The following is a 25,795-nucleotide window of genomic DNA, read 5'->3' on the forward strand; positions in this document are numbered from 1 at the left end:
AGCGGCGCCGGAACGGCATAACAGTCTCGGTGCAGACGTTCATGCCGCGCAGTCTCCAGCGCAGTCCAGACAGATGCCCAGGTGGCGGGGCAGGACGTAGCCGGCGTCACGGCCGCAGTCCGGGCAGGTGCGGCGGGCGGCGTTGGCCTTGGCCAGCGCGTCACGCTGCCGCGGAGTCGCGGTGCGTTTGGGCAGGGCGAACCGGACGTCGTACAGGTAGGCGGCGCGGACGCCGGGGGCGCCGTAGCGGCGTGAGCGCCACAGGACTTGGGCCTGTACGCCTTGCCCGCCGGGCCGCAGCCCTGCGGCGGTGAGCTGCCGCAACGTCATCAGATGCGGCGGGGACATCCGCCACGGGTAGGTCGGGATGCCGTACCGCTTACCGGCGGGGTCCCAGAATCGGGCGCGGATACGAGACATCACGCCACCTCCGTTGCCGGGCACACCTGGTTGATCAGATGGGCGGCGAAGTAGCGCACGGTCTCAGTGAGGATGGGGTCGGTCAGCGCGCCCAACCACCAATCCGGCGGGGTGTCCTCAGCCATCCGCATGGCCTGCCGCAGGGCGGGAAACCTTCCGGTGCGAATCCGGGTCGGCATCCCATAGGCGCCTGTGAGGCCGGCGGTCAGGACGGCGCGGTCGTGGCATCCCCGGATGTCCAGGAACCGGCCGGCGGGGGTGATGACGCCCACATGCGTCCACTCCCACTCCTGACCGTCCTCGCGCCACCGCTCGATGAGGCCGAACGGCCAGCCGGTGACCTCATGCAGGGCCGCGGCCAACAGCCAGCAGTACCCCCACGCGAAGAACTCATCAGCGGCGTCGTCGATCACACCGGGGCGCAGCACCAGGCGGCTAAGACCGTGACGGGTGGTCGGGTTGGACGGCAAAAACTCCACCGGCACCTCGCCCAGCGGGCGGCCGGCGGCGGCCATCCTCAGATGCGGATAGCTGCCCGCGGAGAGGCCGTTGGGGCACTGGTGGTGACTCATCAGGCCACCACCCGTAGGCCAGCCGATTCGCCGGCTATGTCGGCGGCGGTCATGCCCGCCCACACGCCCGACGTGGGGCGAACCGCCAGGGTGTAGGTGGTGCAGAACAACCGGGCCGGGCAGTCCTCGCAGACCTCGCGGGCGACGGCCTCGCGGGCGGCGCGCTCCTCGGCGGTCTCGATACGGTCGCGCGGGCCGGTGTGCAGCTCGGGGTCATAGGCGCACTCCGGGGCAACAGCGTCGCCGTCGACGTGCCAGGTCGCTTCGATGTCGGTCAGCGACATACGGGAGGGATGGGCGGGGCGATGGGACATGATGGGGATTGCCTCTCTGATCTGATGGGTGAGTAGGGGCGAGCGGGCGCGCACCTGGTGTGGGCTGGTCTTGGCGGATTGACCACACCGGAGCGCGCCCGTCTTATAGGCGGTGAACCAGCTACCGAACTGGTCAGCCGAGCAGATCGGTCAGCATGGCCACATGCGCGGCGAACACCCGCCCGCTGTAGGTGGCCGCCAGGTGAGCGACCAGGGCGGGGTAGCTGTCCGCCCGCACCCATGCAGCGCACTTGGCGTCGTCGGCCCCTTCGGGGATGGGGAAGTCCGTGCGCGGCAGGGCGCCCAGGTGAAGCGTGGCGGGCACGGTCACTATCCACGCCTCATCACTGGCACGCGGGTCGGGCACGTACCGCGCGGGGAGCCCCTTCCAGGACGCACCGGCCAGGGCGAGGCCGGTCTCTTCTTCCAGCTCACGGACTGCCGCGGCGCCAGGGTCCTCGCCGGGTTCGACGTAGCCGCCGGGGACGGCCCAGCCGTGGCCGTCCGCGCGTTCGACCATGACCAGCCATCGCCGGCCGTCCTCGTCGGTCGTGGTGACGATGGCGTCTGCGGCGAGCTGCTCTCCCCAGTGACCCAGCTCGTTGCGGCCGTACCGGATGCCGGTCGGTGCGAACGGGTTGACCGGACGGCCGTCGATCACCTCGAACGGGATCGCGGCGGCGCGCTGGCGGGGCTCCCAGTCGATCCGGGCGGGGTCCGTCTCCGGGTCAGCCCAACCATCGCGCACACCGATGGTCAGCACGTCGGGATGCGTGAACGTCGTTACCTTGCCGATCAGAGCGTTTGTCATGATGCGCTACTCCTTAGCTATCCGCGGCCAGCGTTTCGGCGAAGGTGACCAGCGCATGGAAAGCGGTCTTGACTGCGTGTGCCGCGCCAACCGGGTCGTTGATCCCATAGACGATCGCGCCGACCACGGCGACGAACACCAGGAGAGGCAGCCAGCCGCCTCGTTTGGTCGGGGCTGATACGACGTTTCTGGCCATCGGATGACCTCCTTGCAGGTCAGAGGGATCGGGCGTGAGCTTGCATGCCCTTGGGTTGAAGCCCTCACGTGAGGGAGGTGCGCAGGGCCGTTTCCCTACGCGGGCCGCCTTTTCGGTGGGAGGCAGTAGCCCGATTCAGTTTTCGAAGCTGCGTGCGCTCCAGCCCGTCGGCGCGCGGCTTGCGCCGCCTTCCCAGGTCTTCCGGCTGAGCGAGGTCGTTCGACTCCGTCTGACGAACCAGGTATGCTGCCTGGCGAAACGTCAAACGTTTGTCGTATGGGTCGATATTGCACTCCAGCAGAAGGGGTGTCAACAAACATCAAACGTTTGATGTTTAAGGAAGGCCGAGAATTGGACAGTGAGGGATAAATGAACCATTCGAGCAAGTTGGGGTTCCGCCAGATCGCGTCCCAGATCCGGGAGGAGATCGTGAAGGGCGTCTATCCGCCTGCCACCGTCCTGCCGCCCGAGCCCACGCTTGCGGAGCGGTACGGCGCCTCCCGAAGCCTGGTCAATAGAGCAATGCAGGTACTCGCGGCAGAGGGCATGATCCGCCCTCGTCAAGGGAGGGGCACCATGGTCACTTACATTCCGCCGATGCTGCACTCGCCGGCGCGCTACTCGCGAGAGGCACGCGAGAGCGGGCAAGCGCGAGGTGCGTTCGATGCGGAAGTTCGGGCGATCGGGCTCGAACCGCACCACGAGATCACGGTCGAGCGGGCTACCCCGACAGACGATGTTGCTGACGCCCTTGGACTGCCGCGCGGTGAGGAGAACGCCCTTGTTCGTCGCAGGCGCCTACTGGCGTCCGGCATCCCCGTTCGGCTGAACGCCTCATGGTTCCCCCTGTCCATCGCTGACGGGACGGTTCTGGAGGAGGAGGGGCCGGTTATCCACGGCGGCGTAAAGTCGGCCCTAGCCGTTCTCGGCTACCCGCAGACGGAGGCGACTGAGCGCATCGTGGTACGCCCCCCGACGGACGCCGAAGCCGACGCCCTGGAGATCAGCCCGGAGCGGACCGTTCTCGACATCTTCCATGTCGGCAAGACCGAGAGCGGGCAGGCTGTGGAGGTAACGACAACCGTCACGCCCGCTCACTACCTCGTGATTGAGAACACCTTCCCCCTCACCTGATCTACGGCCAGCGACGACCCGAACGGAGACGATACGACGATGACAGCCGTGCCGATGCGCGTACGGGCCATGGAACTGGCCGATGGCGGCGAGTTGCCCGCCTACGTGTACGACCTAGCCGACCTTGACGCTCATACGGCTGCCATCCGGGAGGCACTCGGGGACATCGAGGTCCATTACGCGGTCAAGGCCAATCCCGACCCAAAGCTGTTGCAGGTGATCTCGCCCTACGTCGATGGCTTCGAGGTGGCGTCCGCGGGAGAGCTCGCACATGTGCGCAGCCTCTTTCCTGATACGACCATCGCGTTCGGTGGCCCTGGGAAGACCGACGCCGAACTCTTTTCCGAGGTGTACCGGCTGCACATCGAGAGTCCCAACGAGATCCGGCGCCTGTTCGCGGCGGGTCGGTCCGCTGACGTGCTGCTGCGCGTCAATCTCGACATCCCGATTACCGGCGCATCGCTGGCCATGGGAGGAGGTGCCACGCCGTTCGGCATGGATCCTGCGGGCATTGCCGAGTGCGTCGAGATGCTGGCCGGTCAGGACGCGGTACGGCTGCGCGGCATCCACGCCCATCTGGCCAGCGGCTTGGACGCGCCGACCATGCTTGAACTGGCCGCCGCCATTCTCGACTACGCCCGTGGTCTTGGCGTGAGCGAGATCAACCTCGGGGGCGGAATGGCCGTGTCCTACTCCGATCCAGACGATCGCTTCGACTGGAAGACGTACGGCAAGGGGCTGGCCGATCTCCGGCGTCCTGACGAGACGTTGCGGATCGAGCCGGGCCGGTCCCTGACGGTCTACTGCGGCCGATACGTCACGCGGGTCATCGACGTGAAGCGCGTGCATGGCGAACTGTTCGCGATAGTCGCTGGCGGGACCCACCACATCCGGACGCCGGCGACGAAGGGGCACAGTCAGCCCATGGTCATAGAAGAGCCAGGCGAGCCGACCACGATCGTCGGTCAGCTCTGCACGCCGAAGGACACCATGGCGCGACATGTGCCCGTAAGCCTCAAGCCCGGTGACGTGGTCGAATTTTTGATGGCTGGGGCTTACGCATGGAACATCTCGCACCATGACTTCCTAATGCACCCGAAGCCTGCGTTCCACTATCTCGCGGATTGAGAATCCGCATTAGGGATCCAGCTGCTTTGTTGGGTTGAATGACGGCTATCAGATATGCCAACTGTCCCGGCAAGGCTCTCCGACTCGCTGCGGCAGGTGTCGATTACCTCGTGATGGACGTCCACGAGCTGCTTTGCGCCCCTGGTAGTGCCCTCTTCTGTCCGGATTCCTTGCAAACCGTCGACTGTCCTGGCCTATATGTGGAATGCTGGGTGCTAGGAGTTGGCCGGCATGGTCATAGTTCGGGAGGTCGAGGGTTAGGTGCCTGGTGGTGCGAGACCACATGGGGATTCTTACAGAGCTCCTTCTGAGGTTACCTGGGAAGAGTATCCGACTTGGCTTCGCGCAACTATTGGTGAAAACGCTCTTCGGCACGCGAAGTCAAGATATGAAGTTATATCCACGAAGGTTAAGTCCGATGTACTATCCTCCGAAGTGTGGGGGAAGATACTGCAATACCGCGCCGAAGTGGAAGATGGGTACACTGCCAAGACTGGATTTAAGCTTTTCGCCACGCCAAACGCGCCTGAAATTGTTACAAAACCTTATGACTCTCTTCTGGATAAAAGTTTCAGAAAGAATGTAGCGCAAAATAGTGGATGGCCGAGCCCTCCCGATGGTGGTTGGGTTACGCCATTGAACTGGTATGGCAGGGTAAATGATATCGTTCGGACGACTGTCGTCGTCAAATATCTTGATGGCGTAGGTATCATTGTCGACCATATTCGCCAGATGGCCGATAGCTGCAAGATCAGATTCTCTGTGGATTACGAAGCGAGGGAGGAGGGTTATTATGCCGCCCATTGCTATCTGTGGTTTGATTTAGAAATACCGGCAGCTAACTGGGATACAGAGAGGGTCTCAATACGGCTCGAAATTCAAGTGACGACTCAGCTCCAAGATGTTATCAGAAGGTTGACGCACGACTATTACACGCAAAGGAGGTCTCGCACCTCCGTTGCAGATGTTAAATGGCAGTGGGATTACAAGAACCCTGAGTTTATTCCTAACTATCTTGGACATATCCTTCATTATGTCGAGGGTATGATCATGGAAGTACGTGAACGCGGAGGTCGAAAGTGAGTATTCCTGAATCCATCGCGCTGTACATGTATAAGATGGCGCTGACCACGGTAGCCGAGAAGCGCATTTCGGACCTCCTTGAACTTGCCGAGGATCTAAGTTCGAAGGATGGACCAGTCAACAGACTGTTTATCAGCGAGTTTGTCGATACTGAGGGTGCTAGAAATCTCGAAAACGTATGGTTCTTCACGGAAAGAATGGCGCTTGAGGCCAAGAATTTCCTAGCGGAAGACGATTTGGATGGTATTATCTTTGCCGATAATATCCATTATTGGCACCTAAAGAAGGTTGAATTCCATCCTAAGGTCGCCCCTAGTCCCAAGTCGAGGCTTACTCTCACCGTCAGTTTTGGGGGAGGGGGCACTAACGCCATCGATGGAGAGCTCAAGGCCTCAGGTGATAATTGTCCGTTCCTTTATTCGCTAGCTCGTGAGGTTTTCGCCTCTAATCTCATGCCATGACTTGAGGGGGGATGGGTTGCTATCGGGACTATCGACGCGCCCAGCGCTCATATCGCCATAGCAATGCATCGCGATGGGGGCGTTTAGGTAGGTCCTTGAGTCCTGCGGGGTATCGGATCCCCATGTCATCGAGGCTCGGTCCAGACGGGCGTGTTTCCACTTCGAGGGTGTCGGGGTTGAAGGCGAATAGGCTGGCGTCAAAGGCTCTGTGGATTGCGACGTTCAGCGGTAGGCCGTTACGAGGGTCGTCTCCGCCGCCTTGCGCGTGGCCCATGATGTGTGCGGCCTCCAACATCTCTGGCACCGATACACCAGAGAGCGGGCAACGCGGACCGTACCTCTGGAATACCCGCAGCTTGAACATTCTCTGGTTGGGCCGCGCCCGGACTGTACGCGTCGACACCTTTCGGAGCGGTGCCATGAGCTCGAACGGTTCGTCATCCGAGTGATCCTCAACCTGTAGGAGGGCGGGTTTGTCCGCGAAGGTGATAGAGAAAAGCTGACTTCTGTCCTCCCAGCCTTCGATCCATCCCAGGGTGACATCCCGCATCGTGGCGCTTGGCTGCGTGATAACAAAGATAGGTAGCCGCAGCTCTGCGGCGCTCTTCAGCGCCGCGATTTCTGAGGCATCACGACCGGGAAGACGCTTGGTCTCGGGATAGTGGTAAAGAATCCCATCCGTGGACAGATCGTCCGGGTAGTGTCGCCCGGTATGGAGAATCGAGACGGCGATCCCGCCCAGATGTAGATCCTTAGTACGCTTCGCGTCCACCCAGACGCCCTGCGCGCCCCCGTAGGCACCGAACTCATGTAGGTCGGCAGGGCGAACCCTAATCACTCCACTGGCAGTGGATAGCGCCTGCATGTGGCTCCAAACGGCCATTCGCCAAGCGAGCTCACCAGAGAGATCGCCGGGGCGAGAGTTGATGACTTCGAATCCGAGCCGTTCCAGGGCCCGATTCGCTGCGGCTACCCCTCCTGCGAGGTCGTCATGGTCGAGCTCCTCTCGACCATCTTGCCGGCCGTAGGCAACACCTACGACGGCCTTCGCGTCGTAGAGTCGGCCATTGAGGTGGAGGAAGTACTGGTGCGCTTGCCCGAAGTTGTACCGCCTAAGGAATTCCTGACGTCCGAGGGCGTCGTACTCCCGAGCAGCGTTCCGTACAGCCTCGGGATCAGTTAGGTCTGTCAACCTCACAGCAACCTCCAAGCGCTTCCCGTTTACGGCAGGGTACGGCCTGGCGCCGACACTTTGTGAGGCTCTAGCGGCTGGCTGGCTGGCATGCGCATCGAGGCACTGAGATGGCCTGGTTTCATAAGTCCCGGTAGTCCAGGCGTCCAGAGCCCTCACGGCATGATCGTGGGCCAATCATGGGCCAGCAGCACAATAGGGGGCGATCCGAAGATGCATAATCCCTGGTCAAGAGGGCTACGTGATGGAAAGTTGCAACCCTCTCCGGAGCCGGGAGCGCAAGTTCGAATCTTGCAGGGGGCACCAGACCTTGACCAGCAGATCAAGTCGCTGACCAGGGCGAACGACAGATCATCGGGCGGGCCTCCAGTCTCACGGAGTCCCGCCCGTTCTCGTTGACGCTCGCCGGCTGCGGGCCGGTTGTGGGTCACGTCAACCACGTCAGGTGGTCGAGTACGGGTCGAGGTCGATGAACTCATCCCGGCCGCGTAGGACCAGGACACGGCCTCACCAGTAGGGCCCGCGGGGCTGCGACGACGCGCAGGATCGGCAGCGGCCGGGGCTCGCCGATCGCGTCCAAGGTACGCGCGACGGAACGCGCCGTCTCCCCGAACCGCGTCCCCTGCATGGCGCCAATCGAGCAAATGGGGTTCCCTTACGGAACCTTTGGGTGCTACCTTCTCAGCGTCTCCTTAAGAAACTTCGGAAGGGATCGGATGACATTCATAAGGCGATTCGACCACGTCGGGATCACCGTCGCCGACCTCGACGCTGTGACGGCGTTCTTCGTCGGCCTTGGTCTGGAGGCCGATCGGAAGATGGCCGTCGAAGGCGAATTCCTGGACACGGTGATCGGCATGACCGGCGCCCGCACCGAGATCGTCATGCTGCGACCGCCCGGCGGAGGCACGACGCTGGAGCTCTCGAGCTTCACGCGGCCGGAGCACCTGCCGGGTTCGCCTGCCGCGCCGGCCAACGAGCTGGGCCTGCGCAACGTCGCCTTCGAGGTGCACGACCTCCACGCCGCGGTCGACCATGCCGCGGCCGACGGCTACGGCCTGGTGGGAGGCATCGGCGAATACGAGGGCGTGTGGCGGATGGCCTACGTCCGCGGGCCAGAAGGAATCATCGTCTCGCTGGCCGAGCGCATCGAGAAGTGAGGAGACATCATGAGCACGACCGTGACCGACGAACAGATCCGGGCTCTGGCCGCGACCGCGAAGCCCTACAGCCTGGCGCTCCTTCGGTGGGGGCCGGAGCGGACCATGGACGGCGCGGACGCGATCGAACTCGAACACCAGCGACGCATGGTGTCGCTGCGCGCTGAGGGGGTGATCGCGATCCTGTGCCCGGTCGCCTCCGACACCGTGGCCGGCGTCGCGATCATGACCGTGCCTGCCGAGGAAGCCGCGGAGATCATGGCCGGGGACCCCTGCGTGCGCGCCGGGATGATCCGCTGCGAGGTTCACCCGTGCCACGGCTTCCCCGGAGACGCCCTCCCGGCATGAACGATCCCCGCAAGGGCTCGCGCCGCCGGTCGTCCCGCATGACATTCGACAGTGGTGAGATCACCGGGACTGGTCCTCCCCGTAGGGGTCCCCATCGGTCGGCTCAAGCGGGAGCTCCTCCGGCCAGTGGTGATTGAGACGCGGCTCCGGCCTGCGCAGATCCACCAGGCCGATCTCCGCCTGGACATGAGTCATGTCGACGAACGCGGCGTGCAGCGAGATGATCGCCGACTCCAGGCGGATTCGCGCCTGGTTGCGGTGATACCTGGGGTCGCCTCCGTGCTGGGATGCGATCAGCTGGTCGTTGGGCAGGCCTACCATCCGTTCCCGCAGGTGACGCGCGACCTTCGCCGCCTCCTCCAGCAGGTTCGCCAGGTAGGTGGCCTGAAGGTAGGCCAGGTCCGCCTCGTCGAAGCCCTCGTGGCGGCCGTCCGGAATCGAGGCGTCAGAGCCATCCACCGCTCGCCGGATCGCCTGCATGGCCTCTTCCAACTCGTCCAGGTCCACGGGGACTCCCCGATGTGAGAGGGCGGGTCTGGAACCGAGTCTGCCTGACGTCGCGCCGGTTCCGCGAGACCGGAATCCGCACGACCCGGCCCGCCGCCGACCGACTGCGGCCGCCCCGCACACGGGGCGACCGCACCGGCCGGGGCTACACGGCCACGGGCTGGGCGCCGGCTGCGACCGGTGCCGGGTCGAGCCTCGCCATGGCCGAAGGCCGGAACCCTCTCACGATCAGGTAGACGGCGAGGCAGATCTCCCACGCGAACACCGGGACGGCGCCGAGGGCCGACCACACCGAGATCTGCTCGTAGAGGCCGAACATGTAGGCGGTGCCGGAGGCGAAGACCAGCGGGCCTCCGATCAGTCCCAGCACCGGGATGAAGCGCGGTACGAGTCCGGACCGGTGAAGCAGGTACGCGAGCAGCACCGTATTCGTCCCGCAGACGAAGCTGGGCCCGATCAGGAACGTCCAGTTGTGGAACGCCACCAGGGCGCTTCCGACGGCACCGGCGCCGGCCGTGTCGGTGAGGTCCTGCCGCAGCGTCACGATGACGAGGAGGGGGACGATGCCGGCGGCGACGATGCCGGCCTCGAGGGTGCGCAGCCCCACATAGCCGAGGGCGACGCCTTCGTGCTGGCGCTTGACGACGGGGAAGAGCGCGACGCCGGTCCCGACGATGCCGAGGATCAGGATCACTTCGAGGAAGGCGCCGAGAAGCACCGAGGTGTCGGGGCCCGAGCCGGTGACGTACCCGGGGTGGTTGAGAACCGGTCCGTAGAGCACGAGCGCCGGGACCGATGTGACGTGGGTGACGAGGAAGAGGACGCCGGCGACCATGGCGGTCCTTCTGGCTGGGGTCATGTGAGCCTCTCCTGAGACGCCGGGGGGTGTACGGCGTACACCTGCGGCTGCTTCAGACGGTAGGTGTACGATGTACACCATGTCAAGCGGCAAGACCGGTCTTCGCCGGCGAGTGGGAAGAGGGCGGCGTGACTGAGCGGGCGGAGACCCTGCGCCGTGCCCCGCTGAACCGGGACCGCGTGCTGCGCGCCGCGGTGGCGCTCGCCGACGACGCCGGCATCGAGGCGCTGAGCATGCGCAAGCTGGCCCAGGAGCTGGGCGTGGTGCCTATGGCGCTCTACAAGCACGTGGCGAACAAGGAGGAGCTGCTCGACGGCATGGTCGACGTCATCGTCGGCGAGATCGACCCGCCGATACACGGCGCCGAATGGAAGGACGCGATCCGGCGGCGGATACTCTCGGCCCGGCAGGCGCTGCTGCGCCACCGCTGGGCATCCCACGTCATCGAGTCGCGCACCCAGGCGTCGCCGGTCGTGCTCGACTACATGAACTCGGTCATCGGGATGTTCCTGGCCGGTGGCTTCTCCGCCGATCTCACCCACCACGTGATGCACGCCCTCGGCAGCAGGATGTGGGGATTCACCCAGGAGGTGTTCCCCACGCCGCCGCCACCCGCCGATCCGGACGCGCAGGCGGCCATGTTCCGCCAGTTGGCCGCGCGGTATCCCCACATCATCGAGATCGCCACGGCCGGGTCACACGACGAAGGGTCGGCGGTCGGCCGGGGCTGCGACGACCAGTTCGAGTTCGAGTTCGCCCTGGACGTCCTGCTGGACGGGTTCGAGCGGCTGCACCGGCAGGGCTGGCACTCCACCGGTTCCAGGAACGGCACACGCACTGCCGGGTAGCGCCGTTCCCCGGCTGCCGTGCCGGACGGGCCCCCCCGGGTAGGGGCGTGGCATGGTCACTACTCGGTCGCGCCGGGTCCGGCGGCCGGTGATGTATCACCGGTGGGCGGATCTGACGTTCATCCACTGGCGGTACCCGCCGGAGCTGGTGCAGGCGTTCCTGCCGGACTGGCTCACGGTCGACACCTTCGACGGGGCGGCCTACGTCGGGCTCACGCCGTTCCTCATGCGGGACGTGCGGGCACCCGGCGTGCCGGCCCTGCCCTGGCTGTCGCGGTTCCCCGAGACCAACGTGCGCACGTACGCGCGCGACGCGCGGGGGCGTGACGGGCTGTGGTTCCTCTCCCTGGACGCCGGGCGGCTCCCGGTCATGCTGGGGGCCCGGGCCGCCTACTGGCTGCCGTACTTCTGGTCGGACATGGCGGTGCGCGTCGAGGGGGAGCGGCGCCGCTACCGCTGCCGGCGGCGATGGCCGGGACCGGCGGGAGCCCGATGCGACGCGGACGTCGAGTTCGGAGCGCCGCTGGCGGACGCCGAACGCGACGGTCTGGTGGATTTCCTGACCGAGCGGTACCGCCTTTTCACCGTCGTCGCGGGTATGCCCGCGTCGGCGGAGGTCGAGCACCGGCGCTGGCCGCTGCACCACGCACGGCTGGCCCACCTCGACCAGGGGCTCATCCAGGCGGCCGGGCTCCCGGCTCCGGACCACGACCCGCTCGTCCACGCGTCTCCCGGCGTGGCGGTACGGGTCGGAATGTGGAGCCCCGTGACGCCAGAATCGTGATGTCGTCCCATGGCCGGATACAGCGGGCGGCGGATGGGCGGGTGGTCTACTCTCTCGAAGATCATGTCGAGGGAGGGGAGTCCATGGCGCACTCCGGGACCTTCGCGGTCCGCAGGGCCGTCGTCGTGCGGGTGCTGGCCGTCGCCGCCACCGTACTGCCGCTCGTCATGTACGCGTCTGGCTGGGGACGGACGTCGGAGGGCTTCCTGTGTGGCTCGCTCTGGGAGCCGTCCCAGGCCGAGGTGGTGGCCGGGCACATCTCCACCTGGGCGCAGTTCTTGCTGCCCGCGATGGTCGCCGCCGTGCTCGTGGCCGAGCGGTACGGCAGGAGATGGGCGCCCGTCGCCGGCATCGGCCTGATCGGGCTGGTCATCGTGGTCGTCGTCGCGGTGGCGGTGGCCTTTCCCCCTCATGAGATCTGCACGGGGGCGCGCCGGCCGGTGGTGATCGCATGGTTGCCACTGGGGTGCTACGCCGTGGGTGCGGCTCTCCTGCTTGCGTCCGCACGGACGCCTCTCCTCGGGCGCGCCCCGCGCCGGGGCGAGCTGATCCTGTGGACGTGCGCCGGCCTGGCCGCCGTCGTGTCGACGGCCGTCTCTCTGTACGGGCGGCTCGAACCGTACGGATGGTCGTGCTACGCGGCGGGTCCGGTGAGGCCGTTGGCGTCCGACCTGTTCCTGATGTGGTTCGAGTATGCGCGCGGGCTGGCCGTCCCGGCCGGGCTGGTCGCCGTGGCGGCCGTGGTGGCCGTGGCCACCCGGGGTGTCGCCCCGCTTCTGGTCGCGGCGTCGGCCGTCCTCGTCTTCGGGTTCGCCGAGCCGGTCGTGGAGCTCGTGTGGCCCAGCTGTGGCGGTGGCCGCCTGACCGGCGCGGCGGCGACGGCCGACTGGCCTGTGGTGGTGGCGGGCGTTCTCGTCGCACTCACGGGTCTGCCCGCGATCCGCCGGCCCGCCGGTGCCCGCCGAGCCGGCCCGGACGCCCCCGCTGACCAGGACGGTCCCGCCGCCCCGGCCTTCTGAGCCGGCTCGCCTCCCGGCACTTCGTTCCTTGAGCAGATCTGGCGTGCCGGGCATCGGAGGCTGTCAGCCCGCGCAGCCCGCGTACTCGTCACGGCGCCGGAGCATGACGGCCAGCATGAGCGGGAACATCGCGACGTGCGCGAGCATCATCAGCGCCTCGCCGTCGATGGCGCCGAGCCACAGCAGCGGGAAGAGCGGCACGGCCGGGGCGAACATGGCCGCGCACATCTCCAGCGTCCCCACCTGGGGCGGGCATCGAGTGCTGTCATGGCTCAACCGTGCCGCCGGGCGCGCCGTCCCCCCAGGGAGCCGCCCGTACAGGTCCGGATCCTTGGGCACCCGGTCATTCCGGCATAGAGTCGCGGCCATGAAGGAACGGCGGGTCGCGGTCATCGGGTACTTCGCGGCGGAGCTGCTCGACATCGCCTGCGTGACGTCGAGCTTGGAGAGCGCGAACTGGCTGGGCGCGTCGCCCCCGTACCGCGTCCGCCTCGCCGCGCCGGGCGGGCATCCGATCACCTGCGGCAGCGGGCTGGTGCTCCACCCTCAGGAGGCGCTGGAACGGCTCACCGGGCCGCTCGACACGCTCATCGTGTCGGGAGGCATCGGGTACGAGGAGGCGGCGGACAACCGCCTCATCGTCGGGCACGTCCGCCGTCTGGCGCGCGAGAGCCGCCGGGTCGCCTCGGTGTGCACGGGCAGCAGCATCCTGGCCGCCGCCGGGCTGCTCGACGGCCGCCGCGCCACCACCCACTGGCGGTGGGCGGGCGAACTCGCCGCCCGTCACCCCGCCGTGACCGTCGACCCTGGCCCGATCTTCATCCAGGACGGCAACGTCTTCACGGCGGCCGGCGTCACGAGCGCCCTCGACCTCACCCTCGCCTTCATCGAGGACGACAACGGCGCCGATCTCGCCCGGCAGGTGGCCCGCGACCTGGTGACGTACCTGCAGCGGCCCGGCAACCAGGCGCAGATGAGCGTGTTCACCGCCGCTCCGCCGATCCCGGACGGCCTGGTCAAGCGGGTCGCCGACCACATCACCGGCAATCCCGGCGCGGACCTGGCGACGGCCACGCTGGCGGAGGCGGCGGGCGTGAGCGAGCGGCATCTGACCCGGTTGTTCCTCAAGCACCTCGGGTGCACGCCCGGCCGGTTCGTCCGGCGCGCCCGCGTCGAGGCCGCCGCTCACCTGCTTACCTCGACCTCGCTGCCCCTGGCCGCCGTGGCGGCCCGCTGCGGGTTCGGCACGGCCGAGACCCTCCGCCAGGCGTTCGTCGACCGGTACGGCGTGCCGCCCTCGCGGTACCGCTCGACCCAGGCCTCCGCGTTCAGCGCGGCCGGCGCCGCGGCCGCCGCCCGCGGGTGACGCCGGGTCCGGCCGTCGCGGCAGACGGCAGGGCCGACGGCGTGTCCGGGCAGGGGCGGCCGATAGCGTGCGGGGGTGGGACGACCGGCGAAGTTCGACACCGACCAGATCCTCGACGCCGCGGCGGCGCTGGCGGGGAGGGTGACCTGGCCGCCGTGACGGTCGGCGCCATCGCGGCCAGGCTCGGCGCGCCGAGCGGGTCCATCTACCACCGGTACACCTCCCGCGATCTGCTGATGGCCCACCTGTGGATCCGTACCGTCCGCAGGTTCCAGGAGGGCTTCCTGCGGGCGGCCGGCGCGCCCGATCCGGCGGAGGCCGCCGCCGGCGCGGTCGCGTACGTGGTCCGCTGGGCCGCCGAGCGTCCCGGTGAGGCGCGGCTGCTGCTTCTGCACCGCCGGGAGGACCTCCTCGCCCGATGGCCGGAGGCGCTGAGCGAGGATCTGGCCCGGCTGAACCGCCCGGTGGACGAGGCGCTGGCCCGTCTGGCGGACCGGCTCCTTCTGGTCGGCTCCGCGGAGGAGCGTCGCGAGCGGGTGACGTTCGCCGCGCAGGACCCCGGGGAGCTGCTCGCCGTGCTCCATCCCGAGTTCGTGGGCCGGGTGAGCCCGGGCATGCCGCTCGACGTGGGCAGGGTGCACCACGGGCCGCAGGCCATGCTCCGGGACTGCTGGGCCGTGATCTTCAAGGAGCTGGACACGTTCCCGGCGGCGGAGGAGTTCGTGTGGAGCGGCCCCGACAGGGTGATCGCGCTGGGCCGTTACCGGGGCACGGCCCGCCGCACCGGGCGGCCGCACGACGCGGTCTTCGCCCACGACCTTCGGCTGCGCGACGGCCTGGTCGTGGAGCTCACCCAGGTCACCGACACCGCCCGCTGGCACGACGCCCTGGCGCCATGCCAGGGGGCGGTCCCGGCCGATGAGAAGGGCAGGCTCGCGCCTGGCCCGCCGCCCTCTCGGCTCCCGGCTCCCGGCCTGGAATGTTTCACGGGGTCGTGAAGGACCGATACACCCGCCCGGACGGGCCCGCCTCACGGCCGGTCCGGGGACGCTCGACGGCTGTCCAGGGAAAGGTGGCGCGCCGGCGCCTCCGGCCGGCGAGGTTCGCCGTTTTCGTGTGTCGCCTTACCGCAGGGCCGGAAACAGCGGTCGTTGACCACAGGAGGCGGCAAACCTAGCGTTCTGGGCGCACTCGCCGACCGTCGCATACCGCGTCCCTTGGAGGGTTCATGTCCCCGAAGCTGTCCGCCAGGCTGGGTTCCCTGGCTGTCGCCGCTGTGGTGTCCGCCGTCGCCGCGCCGGCGTCGGCCGGTGCGGTCGATCCGGCCCCCGTACGGCCTAACCAGTATTTCCAGGGCCTCGTCAACGGAGTGGCGGGCCACGCGACCCTCAAGATGGCCTGCTTCGGCCCGGTCTACCCGGGGCAGACCGGGCATCCCATGGAGGGGCAGACCGTCGAGGTGCGGCCCGCCATCTCGACGTGGGCGACGCGTCCCGGCTACACGGGCACCGCCGCCAACGCGATCGTCCTGTCCGGCGGCGGCCCGTCCGCGACGCTGCCCGTCACCCTGCGCTACTACGGGGTGCCCGTGGAGATCCCCGTCTCGATGACCTTCCCCTGCTACGGCACGGGCCTGCTTTCGTTCGTGCCCAGCCCCTCCAGCCCGAGCGCGCGGGCGGCGACCGTCCAGGTCGACTTCGTCGGCCAGCCCTAGTCAGCCCTGGTCACGAAGAACCCGAGGCCACGCCGGCCGGCCCGGGTGACCCTCGCCTCCACCATCGACCGCCGGACAACCGGGTCCGCACCTCACGAGGGTGCGGACCCGGTTGCTTTGCCGGGGCCTTTGCCGGCGCAGGGCGGTGAGCCGCCGTCCGAACGGGATCATCTCGGCGCAAGCAGCCGACGATATCCGTAGTCTTGACAAATTAAATTGTCGGTACCAGGATGGCGGTACGAGCGCGGGCAGGCGATGTCGAGAACGGATCGCCAGCACCGACCTCGTGGTGAGGCGCTTCAGCGGGGAGCGCGAGAACCCGAAGGGAAGATCCAGATGAGCGGGCAGGTCGCGGAGCGGACGCAGACCATCGGCGGGCACATCATCGGCACGCGTGGAGAAGGACGCGGCCTGCTGAGCGGCTTCGCCGGCGCCGTGCACCTGCCCGGAGACGCCGGGTACGACGAGAAGCGCCAGGCTCTGTACCCGGGGATGGACCCCCGGCCCGCGCTGGTCGCCGAGGCCGCCGGCGCCGGCGACGTGCGGGCGGCCGTCCTCGCGGCCCGCGAGCGGGGGCTGCCCTTCGCCGTGCAGGCGACCGGCCACGGCACGCGGGTGTCCCCCGACGGCGGCCTGCTGTTGAAGACGTCCGGTATGTCATCGGTCCTGGTGGACCCGTGCCGGCGGATCGCCCGCGTGGGCCCCGGCGCCGTCTGGGCCGACGTGCTCGCCGCCGCCGCACCGTTCGGCCTCGCCCCGCTGTCGGGCTCGGCCCCCGGCGTGGGCGTCACCGGCTACACGCTCGGCGGCGGGCTCGGCTGGCTGTCGCGGGCGTACGGCTTCGCCGCGGACAACGTGCTGCGCGCCCAGGTTGTGCTCGCCGACGGCCGGGAGGTCACGGCGGCTCCGGACCGGCATCCCGACCTGTTCTGGGCGCTGCGCGGCGGCGGCGGCAACTTCGGCGTCGTCACCGGCCTCGAGTTCCGGCTCCACCCGGTCAGCCGGGTGTACGCCGGAGCCGTCCACTTCCCGATCGAACGGGCGCCGGAGATCCTCCAGGCGTACCGCCGGTGGGCCGCCGCGGTGCCGAGCGAGTTGAGCAGCGCGCTGCTGCTGACCCGGGCGGGCGACGGACCGGACGTCCCGGAGGCGCTGCGCGGCCGGCGCGTGGTGACGCTCAAGGTCATGTACGCGGGCGACGCCGAGCGGGCCGAGCGGCTGCTGCGCCCGCTGCGCGCCGCCGCCGGCACGCCGCTGGCCGACGACCTGCGGACGGTCGAGTACGCCCAGGCGAGGATGGGCGGCACCCCTGCCCGCCACTTCGACATGTACGAGGACCTCACCGGCCCCGTGCTTGACGCGCTGGCCCGAGACGCGGCGAACCCCGCCTCCTCGGTGGCCACGGTCGAGATCCGGCACTGGGGCGGCGCGATGGCCGACCCCGCGCCGGAAGCCGGTCCGGTGGGCCACCGCTCCGCGTCCTTCTCGATCATCGTGGATGCTCCCGACACCGATCTCGCGGGAGAGCTGAGGCCCCACGGCCTCGGTGTCTCGTTCCTCAACTTCCTGGCCGACCCCGGCAAGGTCGCCACGGCGTACACGGGGGAGGACCTGCGGCGCCTGGCCGACGTCAAGCGTGCCTACGACCCGGACAACGTCTTCAGCGTCAACCTCAACATCGCCCCGGCGAGCGGCCGTGCCCGGCACGGCCGCTCCGAGGGATCCGTACGGCGATGACGGCGCCGGCCGCCCGGACGGCGCCGTCGGCGGGTCACGCTATGGTGCAGGCGCCGTTGTTGAGGGTGAAGGCGTTCGGTGCCGGGTTGGTGCCGGAGTGCGTGCCGTTGAAGCCGATGGACACCGACGCGCCGGGGGCGATTGTCCTGTTCCAGTCGAGGTTGGTGGCGGTGACGGCCATCCCCGACTGCGCCCAGGTCGCCGACCATCCCGTGGTCAGGGTCTGCGCGGAGAGCGGGAACGTGAAGCCCAGCCGCCAGCCGCTGATCGGGGAGGTGCCGGTGTTGGTGATCGTGACGTGGACGGTGAAGCCCGTGCCCCAGCTGTTCGCGTCGTAGGCGACCTTGCAGGTGGCCCCGGGCGTGGGTGAGCTGTTGGGCTGGGCGACCGCGGCGTAGGGCGCCGACGCCTGGCTCAGGTTGCCGGCGGCGTCACGGGCGACGACCTGGAAGGTGTACGACTGGCCTCCCACCAGGCCATTCACTATGTCGCGCGGGGTGCTGTTCTCCCCCTCATACACCCACCCGGTGTCGGTCGCGCGGTAAAGGTCGTAGCGCAGGGGACCGCCGCTGTCGTCGCTGACGGTGTTCCAGGTGAGGAACAGTCCGCCCGGAATGCTGATCCCGCTCGCGGCGCTGAGGCCGGAGGGCGTGCCGGGGGGTGTCGTGTCGACGCCCGGGCTGGGGCTGGGGTTCGGCGGCTCCACCATGGCCCGTGCCCGGATCAGGTTGGTCGGCGCGCTCACGTTGCCGGCGGCGTCCACGGCGACCACGTAGAACAGGTAGTCACGGCCCGGGGTGAGGCCACTGACGACCGCCATGACTTCTGTGGCCGCCGACGTGGCGCCGGCGGTGGCGCCCCGGACGAAGGCACCGTTCTTCCATACGTACACGTCGTAACGCGACACCGCGACGTTGTCGGTGGACGGGGCCCATACGAGGCCCACGGCGCCGTTCAGGTAGGGGGTGCGGAGATTCAGTTCACCGGGGCGGCTCGGCGGGATGGTGTCGGAAGGCGGCGGAGTGGGACTGGAGGCCGGCCCGCCGATGTTGTGGGCCACGAGGGTCAACTGGTTCGACGGCGGGCTGACGTTGCCCGCGGCGTCCCTGGCGAGCACCCTGAACGTGTACTCCTGCCCCTCGGTCAACCCGGAGGTGATGAGCACGCCTCGTGAGGTGCTGTTGCCGGTGCTGATCGTGGTGAACGTGCCGTCTCGCAGTATCTGCACGTCGTACGCGACGACGCCGACGTTGTCGGTAGCCCCGCCCCAGCAGATCGACACGCCGACACCCAGGCTGGGCCCGCCTGTGGGCACGGGGACGGGGCAGTAGTAGAGGGTGCCGGGCGCGGTGGGCGGGGTGGTGTCGTCCACGACCCGGACTGCGGCATTGGCGGGAGCGAGGCCGGAGCCGAGGGCGACGGCCGCGGCGGGCAAGAGCAGCAGGCCGCCGCTGAGAACGGCGGTGGCGGCGGTGCGTGGACCGGGGATGCGCATGGAGGTGCCTCTCTGGTCGTGGCGGCCCGGCCTTCCCGGGAAGGCCGGGCCGGTGCGGGGTCAGGAGCAGGCGGTGCCGTTGAGGGTGAACGCGGTGGGTCTGGGGTTGGCACCGGTGTAGGTGCCGTTGAAGCCGAGCTGAATGGACTGACCGGGGCTGAGGGTCTTGTTCCAGTCGAGGTTGGTGGCGGTGACGTTCGCCCCGGTCTGGGTCCAGGTGGCCGACCAGCCGGGCATGGTCACCTTCTGGGTGCCGGGGAAGGTGAACTTGAGCGTCCACCCGTTGACGGCCGTGGCGCCCCGGTTGGTGACGGTCACGGTCGCCGTGAACCCGCCACCCCAGTCACTGGTGGCGTACGTCACCGCGCACCCCGCGCCCGGTGACGGGCTCGGCGAGGGACTGGGGGACGGGCTTGGCGACGGTGATGGGCTGGGGGAGGGGCTGGGCGACGGTGACGGCGAGGGACTGGGGGAGGGGCTGGGCGACGGTGACGGCGACGGGCTGGGTGAAGGCGAGGGAGACGGTGACGGGCTGGGGGAGGGTGACGGGCTGGGGGAGGGTGACGGTGACGGCTCGGCGCCGGGCGGAGTGCCCCAGACGAGCTTGCCGTCGTTGTCGTAGAGCGTCATGTTGGCCGCGCCCTTCGCGGACCAGTCGTTGGCCGGGTCCCACGTCGCGCCCTCGGCCACCCCGACCTTCAGCTGCACCTCCCGGCGGTACTCGGACTGGCCGCCGGGGAAGATCGGCGTCCCGGTGCAGTCGACCTCCGCGTAGTACGTCCGGCCCGACAGAAGGTACGGACCGGTGGGCGTCTTGCACTGGGTGTAGGAGGTGCCGACGGTGACCTGGCCCGGCGTCGTCGAGCCGTCCAGGGTGAAGTAGTAGCGGAACTTCGCCCGGTCGAGCACCTTCGCCGGCCAGGCCGACTTGTTGATGACGTAGGTCCTGGCCAGCGTCTCACGGGCCTGGTGGGTGATCGTCGGCTCCAGGGAGAACTCCGGGCCGTCGGGCGTCTCACGGGGGAGCGTGGCGAGGGGTGTGCCGCCGTATTGGCCGTAAAGGACGGCGAGCGAGCTGGTGATGCCGGAGTTGAAGTCGAGCGCAACCTCGTTCTTCACGTAGTCGCCCCGGCTGTCGGTGTAGGAGTCGGCGGCGTCGGGGCCGCCGACGAGCGCGCCGTACAGGACGTGCCTGCTGACGGCGGGCTCCCCGTCGGGGCCCGCGTTGGTCCACGAGCCGTGCGCGCCGCGGTGGTGCGGGTTGCGCGGCGGGTTCGCGCCGAAGCCGATCATGTAGCTGGAGTGGCGGGGGTTGTCGCCGAGCGCGTAGTCGACCTGCCGTTTGCCGAAGTCGTGGTAGCGGGCGTAAAGGGGATCGGCCGTCCCGAGGTGGTCGGCGTACTTCAGCGCCACGAACGCCGTGTTGGCCGCCATGCGCAGTGACGCCCAGTAGAAGATGTACGCCAGGCCGCCCGGGGTGACGGTGCCCTTCTTGCCCTTGTAGCCGACCGTCCAGTAGTCCAGGTAGCGCTGGGTGTCGTCCTTGTACCTCTGCTCGCCGGTGAGCTCGGCCATCTGCTCGTAGACGGCGTACTGCTTGTCGTTCCAGCCGAAGCCGAAGTTGAAGACCGGCACCTGCGCGCCGTTGCCGCCCGGGTCCTCCTGGGTGCCCATCTTCGGGTAGAACTCGCGGGCCCGGTCGAGGTAGCTCCCGGTGCCGGTGGCCCGGTACAGCCAGATGGAGGCCCAGGCGAGCTCGTCCCAGTACATCTTGGTCGCGCCTTCGACCTGGCCGCCCTCACCGGTCGAGTTGTAGAAGCCCTGCGCCGCGCTGACGCAGTTGACGTACGCCGTGTCGCGGCCGTTCGTCCCCTTGGTCGTGTCGGCGAACGTGAACAGCTGCTTGGCGTGGGTGAGCAGCGTGTCCGCGTACGCGGGGTCGGTGGGCCGGAAGACGACCGAGGAGGCGGCCATCGCGGCGGCGGTCTCGGCGGCCACGTCGGTCCCCGGGCACGACGCGGTGATCTTGTAGACGGGCCGCTTGTGTCCCTTGGCCTCGACTGTCTCAGGCGCCCCCCAGTAGGAGTGGTCCTCTCCGCCGTCGCCGACCTGCACGTACAGGACGTTCGGCTCGGGGTGGGCGTGGATGAAGTAGTCGCCGGCCTGGCGCAGTGTGTTCAGCAGGTACGGCAGCTGGCCGGACCGCTCGTAGGCCGCCCGGTAGTCGGCGCCGCCCCACGCGAGCGTCGTGGTCATGGCGGCCATGGGGAAGCCGAACTTGATGTGGTCCCCGGCGTCGTAGAAGCCGCCGGACAGGTCCACCCCTGCGGACTTCCCGTCGTTGACGGTGGAGTCGGCACGCCAGGTGACCCGGTTGGTCGCGGGCAGGTGACCCGACTCCTGCGCCTCGTAGAACAGGAACGACTTCTGCAGCGCCTCGGCGTAGTCGAAGCTCGCCGCCTCGGCGGGTACTGAGGTGGAGGTGACGGTCAGGAGGGCACCGGTCAAGGCGGTCGCGAGACCGGCGCTCGTCAGCCGTCTGAGTAGTCGCACCACGCGTGCCCCCTGTGAGATGACGGGCCGCCTCCAGCGTGTGAGAGCGGGCGGCTCGGAAAGTCCCCCAGAAGGATCGTGCGGTCGCGGGGTGGTGCGGTCCAAGCACTTCTTGCCGTGCCGCCCCGTCACGCCTGGTCAGATGCGCCCCAGTGGAGGGGGAAGCTGAAAGTTTCAGCTCGGCGGAGCCGTGCGGCGCGGCGACGCAGCCGGGAGCACCGGCTTGTGGCGGCCGGACGCGCGGAGCGCCCGGCCGCCGCCGCCCCTTCACGCCCGCTCCCGCGCCGGAGGGGCAGGTCGTGAAGGGAACGTCAGGTGCTCTGCAGGTTCGCCCGGCCGGTCGGCACGTACTCCCCGGGGCCCTTCCCGCGCCCGCGGAGCACCGTGTCGAGCGCCCAGACACCCGGGCCGAAGACGGCGATCAGGAAGAACGACCAGCAGAACATGGCCGCCGGCTCGCCGCCGTTGAGCAGGGGCAGCAGGCCCTTGGGCTGGTGCACGACGAAGTACGCGTACGCCATGGAGCCGGACGCGAGCAAGGCCGCGACCCGGGTGAAGAGCCCGATGAGAACGAGCGCCCCGCAGACGAGCTGGATGGCCGCGGCCCACCAGCCGGGCCAGGTGCCGAACGGGATGGCCTGGCCGGTTCCGCGGCTCCCGCCCATGACGCCGAAGATCGAAGACAGGCCGTGGCACAGGAACAGCAGTCCGATGACGATGCGGAACAGTGAGAGCACGGGCCCCCGGAACTGATCGAATTTCATGGATCACCTCATGGGTCGGGCGTGGTGGCGATTGACGCGTTCAGCCTGAATCGGTCCTGCGGCATGGGTGAGGAATATCCAGGACGCCATCTCGTTTTCTGAGAAGATAGGCACTCCTCGAGCCGATCCGGCGATATCCCGGGTAATGTCAGAGTAAGGACATGGACATTCCTGTCATCCTCTGGTCGGCGGCGTCCGATTGATTCGTTCCAGGCCTGGCTCTGCAGGCGCAAGCTGGGCGAATCGCCCGATCGTGCCGCGTAGGGCATCGCCAATGGTCAGCGTCGTCGCTGTACCGAAGGTTTCCGTCCATGGATAAGGTCTCGCCCGGGGTCATTCACCGGTGAATGCGGCCCGGGCGATGCCCACCTACAATGCATTCATGGCTATCTTCGGTCAAGTGTCGTTGTAATTATTTCAGTGAAGGCGCCGCCGCTCGTCCGGCATTCCGTGTTTCACCTGCCGATTTCGGCCGTGAAGGCCCGCCCGGTGCTTTGGTGATCGGTGAAAGTTTCGGCTCAGGCCGTGCGGGAGCGGTGACGCCGTCCATGCGGGGCCACCGGGGCTAACGCGTCCACAGGGACTCCTGGACGGCCTGGACGAGGGCCATCAGCCCCGTCGGCAGCCGCTCGCCGTACCAGCCGAGCGCGTAGGTCAGGTGCAGGTCGTCGCCGTCGAGCGGGACGAAGCGGATGTCGTCCCTGCGGATCGACGTGACGAGCAGGTGGGGGGTGGGGAGCAGCCCCACCCCGGCGGCCACCAGGTCGAGGGCGCCGGCGAAGTCGTCGATGTCGTCCGCCACGACGTGCTGCCGGTCCGGGCCGGACAGCCGGGCCGCGAGCCTGGCCCACATCCCGCCCGGCGGACGGTCGCCCGGCATGAGGACCCGGTGCCGGGCGAGCCGGTCCGGGCGCACCACGGGAAGTGCGGCGAGGGGGTCGCCTGTCGGGACGGCCAGGTGGCGCACCGGCACGTGGAACCGGGCGGCCGTGGCCAGGTCGCGCGGGAAAGGCGAGCCGACGATCGCCGCGGTCGCGTCCCCGGCGGCGAGGGCCGACAGCGCGGCTCTCCTCCCGACCGGGCGCAGCTCCATCTCGACGGGCGGCGCCGCGCGGGCGAGACGGCGGGCGACCCGGGCCGCGAGAGCGCCGACCAGCGGGGGGTACGCCAGGCGGACCGTCGTTTTCGGTGAGAGGGCCAGCCGGGCCGCCTCGGCGGAGAAGGCCCGGGCGGAGTCCATCATCGACTCGGCGTACGGCAGCAGCGCCTTGCCTGTGGGGGAGAGCTGGACCTCCCGGCTGGTCCGGTCGAACAGGCGGACACCGAGGGAACGTTCGAGGCGCCCCACGGCCTGGCTCACGGCGGGCTGGGAGACGCCGAGCTCGGCCGCGGCGCGCGAGAAGCTGAGATGGCGGGCGACGAGGGCGAAGCAGCCGATGTCGCGCAGAGGCGGGCCGGGGTCCACGCTCCAGTATGTTCGCCTGTGTTCGCCGCCACCCATAAGCGGGGGCAATGGATGCCCGCCGCCCTCAGGGGGCGGGGGTGAGGCCGTGGCCCATCTGCCGGTACAGGGCGAGCTGGTCGTAGTAGATCCTGCCGCTCACGAACGCGCCCTCCTCGACGCTGTAGGCGCTGCACCCCTGCCAGGCGACGACGCGCCCGCTGCCCTCCGCCTCCAGGCCGCCGGGCAGCGTCAGCGGCCCCAGGTGGGTGCCGCTGATCGTCCATTCGACGACGACGCCGTCCTCATGGACGGCGCAGCGGCGGATCTCGTACCTGAGATCGGGGAACGCCGTGTAGAGCTGCCGGTAGTACCACCCGAGCTGCTCGCGCCCCTCGACCATGCCGAGGGGGGTGACCAGCACGGCGTCCGGATGGAAGCAGCCGACCAGCGCGTCGTCGTCGTGCGCGGTGATCGCCCCGGCGAGCGTGCCGACGAGTTCGCGAGTGTCACGCACTGGACACGCCCTCTCGTCTCGGGATGGGAAAGCCCGCGCACGGTGGTCACCACCTCGCCCTTGTGAGAGCGAACTACCCCGAAGGAGGTGAACGTGACCCCAAGGTGTTTTCCGCATCGCTTCATGATCGTTGGCGGGCGGCGGACCCCGGTGTCACGGCTGTCAGGGCTTTCCCTCCGCGTCACAGATGGCGTCGAATGTCATTCCCCCGGGTAGCGGAGGCCGATCTGGGCCCGTACGTCATCCATCGTGCCCATGATCTGGCAGGACTCGTCGAGCGTCATCACCGGGCTTTCGAGCAGGCCCGCCCGCACGCACCGCGCCACCTCCTCGGCCTGGTAGCGCAGCCCGTTGCCCGGCTCGGGGAACTCGTAACGCTCGACCGCGCCCGTGCGCTCGGTCAGCGTGAAGGACGTCGGCCGGTACCAGGTGGGGTCGATGTCGATGCGCGCGTCCGTCCCCGCGATCGACGCCCGGTTGTCCAGCCGCGCCTGCATCGTGCTCGTCGCCACCGCCTGGACGCCCTGCTCGTACTGGAGCAGCACCGCGGTCTGGCCGTCCACGCCGGTGTCGCCGAACTGCGCGGACGCGAGCACCGACGACGGAGCGCCGAACACCATGGAGGCGAACGACACCGGATAGACGCCGAGATCCAGCAGGGCGCCGCCGCCCAGGTGCGGATCGAACATCCGGTGCGCCGGGTCGCGCCGGAACCACTGGCCGTGCTCCGCGGTGAGCATCCTCAGCTCGCCGAGTCGGCCCTGGGCGAGCAGGTCCCTGATTCGGATCATGTGCGGCAGGAAGCGCGTCCACATCGCCTCCATCAGGAACACCCCCTGCGAGCGGGCCAGCTTCGCCAGCTCCTCGGCCTGGGCGCGGTTGATCGTGAACGGCTTCTCCACCAGGACGGCCTTGCCGGCCTCGATGGCGGCCACGGCCAGCTCGTGATGGGCGCTGTGGGGGGCCGCGACGTACACGACGTCGATGTCGTCGGCCGCCAGCAACTCGGCCTGGTCGGAATGCCAGCGGGCCGCGGACGTACGCCGGGCGAAGGCCTCGGCCCGCTCCGCCGTACGGGAGCAGACCGCCACGAGCTCCGCGGTGTCCGACAGGCGCAGGTCGTCGGCGAAGGCGTTCGCTATCCCGCCTGTACCGATGATCGCCCAGCGGAGCGGCGGGGAAGCCTGGGGGTGCGTCGTCATGGCAGCCGTGTCTCTTTCCGTCGAACCGGTCTCGTACGGCGTCCCGATGCCCCGGCGGCTCCGGAGACGCGATGTTCGATATCTCACCATGTGTCCGACTCATCCGGAACCGCTCCCCTCGACCGCCGCCGCTCCGGTACCGCTTGGCGGCCCGCACGACCGTAGGACGT

28 protein-coding genes are annotated in these 25,795 nt (G+C 68.7%); 13 read left to right on the top strand and 15 right to left on the bottom strand.

Annotated elements, in window-relative coordinates:
• Positions 1–39: 39 nt before the first annotated feature.
• From AB0B72_RS02040 to AB0B72_RS02060, 5 genes are all read right to left on the bottom strand, one after another.
• Entirely contained in the window at positions 40–420 is a 381-nt protein-coding gene (locus tag AB0B72_RS02040) for an RRQRL motif-containing zinc-binding protein (RefSeq protein WP_367736398.1), read from the bottom strand.
• Complete coding sequence (locus AB0B72_RS02045) at positions 420–992, bottom strand: hypothetical protein (protein WP_367736399.1); 573 nt, start codon at positions 990–992, stop codon at positions 420–422. Before AB0B72_RS02045 ends, AB0B72_RS02040 begins: the two co-directional genes overlap by 1 nt.
• Complete coding sequence (locus AB0B72_RS02050) at positions 992–1,276, bottom strand: WhiB family transcriptional regulator (RefSeq protein WP_367736400.1); 285 nt, start codon at positions 1,274–1,276, stop codon at positions 992–994. Before AB0B72_RS02050 ends, AB0B72_RS02045 begins: the two co-directional genes overlap by 1 nt.
• A 163-nt stretch (positions 1,277–1,439) precedes the next feature.
• Positions 1,440–2,117 carry an NUDIX domain-containing protein gene (locus AB0B72_RS02055; protein WP_367736401.1) on the bottom strand — a complete coding sequence of 226 codons (678 nt, stop codon included), beginning with the start codon at positions 2,115–2,117 and terminating at the stop codon, positions 1,440–1,442.
• Positions 2,118–2,130: 13 nt separating this feature from the next.
• Complete coding sequence (locus tag AB0B72_RS02060; RefSeq protein ID WP_367736402.1) at positions 2,131–2,313, bottom strand: hypothetical protein; 183 nt, start codon at positions 2,311–2,313, stop codon at positions 2,131–2,133.
• A gap of 369 nt (positions 2,314–2,682) precedes the next feature.
• Between AB0B72_RS02060 and AB0B72_RS02065 the strand changes: the two genes are divergently transcribed.
• From AB0B72_RS02065 to AB0B72_RS02080, 4 genes are all read left to right on the top strand, one after another.
• Entirely contained in the window at positions 2,683–3,447 is a 765-nt protein-coding gene (locus AB0B72_RS02065) for a GntR family transcriptional regulator (protein ID WP_367736403.1), read from the top strand.
• A 39-nt stretch (positions 3,448–3,486) separates the two neighbouring features.
• Positions 3,487–4,575 (top strand): alanine racemase, encoded by a 1,089-nt coding sequence (locus AB0B72_RS02070; protein WP_367736404.1) that lies wholly within the window; start codon positions 3,487–3,489, stop codon positions 4,573–4,575.
• 435 nt (positions 4,576–5,010) lie between these two features.
• The gene (locus AB0B72_RS02075; RefSeq protein ID WP_367736405.1) at positions 5,011–5,658 is read left to right on the top strand and encodes a hypothetical protein; all 648 of its coding nucleotides are present in this window, start codon (positions 5,011–5,013) and stop codon (positions 5,656–5,658) included.
• Positions 5,655–6,119, top strand: a complete 465-nt coding sequence (locus AB0B72_RS02080; RefSeq protein ID WP_367736406.1) for a hypothetical protein — start codon at positions 5,655–5,657, stop codon at positions 6,117–6,119. Before AB0B72_RS02075 ends, AB0B72_RS02080 begins: the two co-directional genes overlap by 4 nt.
• A 28-nt stretch (positions 6,120–6,147) precedes the next feature.
• Here AB0B72_RS02080 and AB0B72_RS02085 read toward each other — a convergent pair whose 3' ends face one another.
• Entirely contained in the window at positions 6,148–7,317 is a 1,170-nt protein-coding gene (locus AB0B72_RS02085) for an HNH endonuclease (RefSeq protein WP_367736407.1), read from the bottom strand.
• A 710-nt stretch (positions 7,318–8,027) separates the two neighbouring features.
• Here AB0B72_RS02085 and AB0B72_RS02090 point away from each other — a divergent pair.
• Positions 8,028–8,471 (top strand): VOC family protein, encoded by a 444-nt coding sequence (locus AB0B72_RS02090; RefSeq protein WP_367736408.1) that lies wholly within the window; start codon positions 8,028–8,030, stop codon positions 8,469–8,471.
• Between the two features lie 9 nt (positions 8,472–8,480).
• On the top strand, positions 8,481–8,819 hold the full coding sequence (locus tag AB0B72_RS02095; protein WP_367736409.1) for a hypothetical protein: 339 nt from the start codon (positions 8,481–8,483) through the stop codon (positions 8,817–8,819).
• A 60-nt stretch (positions 8,820–8,879) separates the two neighbouring features.
• Here the strand turns inward: AB0B72_RS02095 and AB0B72_RS02100 are convergent, their stop codons facing one another.
• Both AB0B72_RS02100 and AB0B72_RS02105 read right to left on the bottom strand, forming a co-directional pair.
• Positions 8,880–9,326: a hypothetical protein gene (locus tag AB0B72_RS02100; protein ID WP_367736410.1), complete on the bottom strand. Its 447-nt coding sequence runs from the start codon at positions 9,324–9,326 to the stop codon at positions 8,880–8,882.
• 145 nt (positions 9,327–9,471) lie between these two features.
• Positions 9,472–10,185, bottom strand: coding sequence for a DUF4386 domain-containing protein (locus AB0B72_RS02105; protein WP_367736411.1), 714 nt, complete (start codon positions 10,183–10,185; stop codon positions 9,472–9,474).
• 128 nt (positions 10,186–10,313) lie between these two features.
• Here AB0B72_RS02105 and AB0B72_RS02110 point away from each other — a divergent pair, with 128 nt between their 5' ends.
• The 3 genes from AB0B72_RS02110 to AB0B72_RS02120 all read left to right on the top strand — a co-directional run bounded on the left by AB0B72_RS02110 (position 10,314) and on the right by AB0B72_RS02120 (position 12,836).
• Positions 10,314–11,033 (top strand): TetR/AcrR family transcriptional regulator C-terminal domain-containing protein, encoded by a 720-nt coding sequence (locus AB0B72_RS02110; RefSeq protein ID WP_367736412.1) that lies wholly within the window; start codon positions 10,314–10,316, stop codon positions 11,031–11,033.
• Positions 11,034–11,085: 52 nt separating this feature from the next.
• Complete coding sequence (locus AB0B72_RS02115; RefSeq protein WP_367736413.1) at positions 11,086–11,817, top strand: YqjF family protein; 732 nt, start codon at positions 11,086–11,088, stop codon at positions 11,815–11,817.
• Between the two features lie 83 nt (positions 11,818–11,900).
• A complete protein-coding gene (locus AB0B72_RS02120; RefSeq protein WP_367736414.1) occupies positions 11,901–12,836 on the top strand; it encodes a hypothetical protein in 936 nt (311 codons plus the stop codon).
• 63 nt (positions 12,837–12,899) lie between these two features.
• Here the strand turns inward: AB0B72_RS02120 and AB0B72_RS02125 are convergent, their stop codons facing one another.
• On the bottom strand, positions 12,900–13,175 hold the full coding sequence (locus AB0B72_RS02125) for a hypothetical protein (protein WP_367736415.1): 276 nt from the start codon (positions 13,173–13,175) through the stop codon (positions 12,900–12,902).
• Between the two features lie 28 nt (positions 13,176–13,203).
• Here AB0B72_RS02125 and AB0B72_RS02130 point away from each other — a divergent pair, with 28 nt between their 5' ends.
• The 4 genes from AB0B72_RS02130 (at position 13,204) to AB0B72_RS02145 (ending at position 17,653) form a co-directional block, all read left to right on the top strand.
• Positions 13,204–14,202 carry a GlxA family transcriptional regulator gene (locus AB0B72_RS02130; protein ID WP_367736416.1) on the top strand — a complete coding sequence of 333 codons (999 nt, stop codon included), beginning with the start codon at positions 13,204–13,206 and terminating at the stop codon, positions 14,200–14,202.
• A gap of 155 nt (positions 14,203–14,357) precedes the next feature.
• The gene (locus AB0B72_RS02135) at positions 14,358–15,200 is read left to right on the top strand and encodes a nuclear transport factor 2 family protein (protein ID WP_367736417.1); all 843 of its coding nucleotides are present in this window, start codon (positions 14,358–14,360) and stop codon (positions 15,198–15,200) included.
• Positions 15,201–15,430: 230 nt separating this feature from the next.
• Positions 15,431–15,916 carry a hypothetical protein gene (locus AB0B72_RS02140; protein ID WP_367736418.1) on the top strand — a complete coding sequence of 162 codons (486 nt, stop codon included), beginning with the start codon at positions 15,431–15,433 and terminating at the stop codon, positions 15,914–15,916.
• Between the two features lie 336 nt (positions 15,917–16,252).
• Positions 16,253–17,653, top strand: coding sequence for an FAD-binding oxidoreductase (locus AB0B72_RS02145; protein WP_367736419.1), 1,401 nt, complete (start codon positions 16,253–16,255; stop codon positions 17,651–17,653).
• A gap of 34 nt (positions 17,654–17,687) precedes the next feature.
• Here AB0B72_RS02145 and AB0B72_RS02150 read toward each other — a convergent pair whose 3' ends face one another.
• The 6 genes from AB0B72_RS02150 to AB0B72_RS02175 form a co-directional block, all read right to left on the bottom strand.
• A complete protein-coding gene (locus AB0B72_RS02150) occupies positions 17,688–19,148 on the bottom strand; it encodes a cellulose binding domain-containing protein (protein ID WP_367736420.1) in 1,461 nt (486 codons plus the stop codon).
• 60 nt (positions 19,149–19,208) lie between these two features.
• A complete protein-coding gene (locus tag AB0B72_RS02155) occupies positions 19,209–21,704 on the bottom strand; it encodes a glycoside hydrolase family 9 protein (protein ID WP_367736421.1) in 2,496 nt (831 codons plus the stop codon).
• Between the two features lie 308 nt (positions 21,705–22,012).
• On the bottom strand, positions 22,013–22,465 hold the full coding sequence (locus AB0B72_RS02160) for a DoxX family protein (RefSeq protein ID WP_367736422.1): 453 nt from the start codon (positions 22,463–22,465) through the stop codon (positions 22,013–22,015).
• Between the two features lie 565 nt (positions 22,466–23,030).
• Entirely contained in the window at positions 23,031–23,930 is a 900-nt protein-coding gene (locus tag AB0B72_RS02165) for a LysR family transcriptional regulator (RefSeq protein WP_367736423.1), read from the bottom strand.
• A 64-nt stretch (positions 23,931–23,994) separates the two neighbouring features.
• Positions 23,995–24,423, bottom strand: coding sequence for an ester cyclase (locus AB0B72_RS02170; protein WP_367736424.1), 429 nt, complete (start codon positions 24,421–24,423; stop codon positions 23,995–23,997).
• Between the two features lie 200 nt (positions 24,424–24,623).
• Positions 24,624–25,625, bottom strand: a complete 1,002-nt coding sequence (locus AB0B72_RS02175; protein WP_367736425.1) for a Gfo/Idh/MocA family protein — start codon at positions 25,623–25,625, stop codon at positions 24,624–24,626.
• Between the last annotated feature and the right edge of the window lie 170 nt (positions 25,626–25,795).

The sequence above is a fragment of the Microbispora sp. NPDC049125 genome, assembly GCF_040802045.1.
Taxonomy (GTDB): Bacteria; Actinomycetota; Actinomycetes; order Streptosporangiales; family Streptosporangiaceae; genus Microbispora.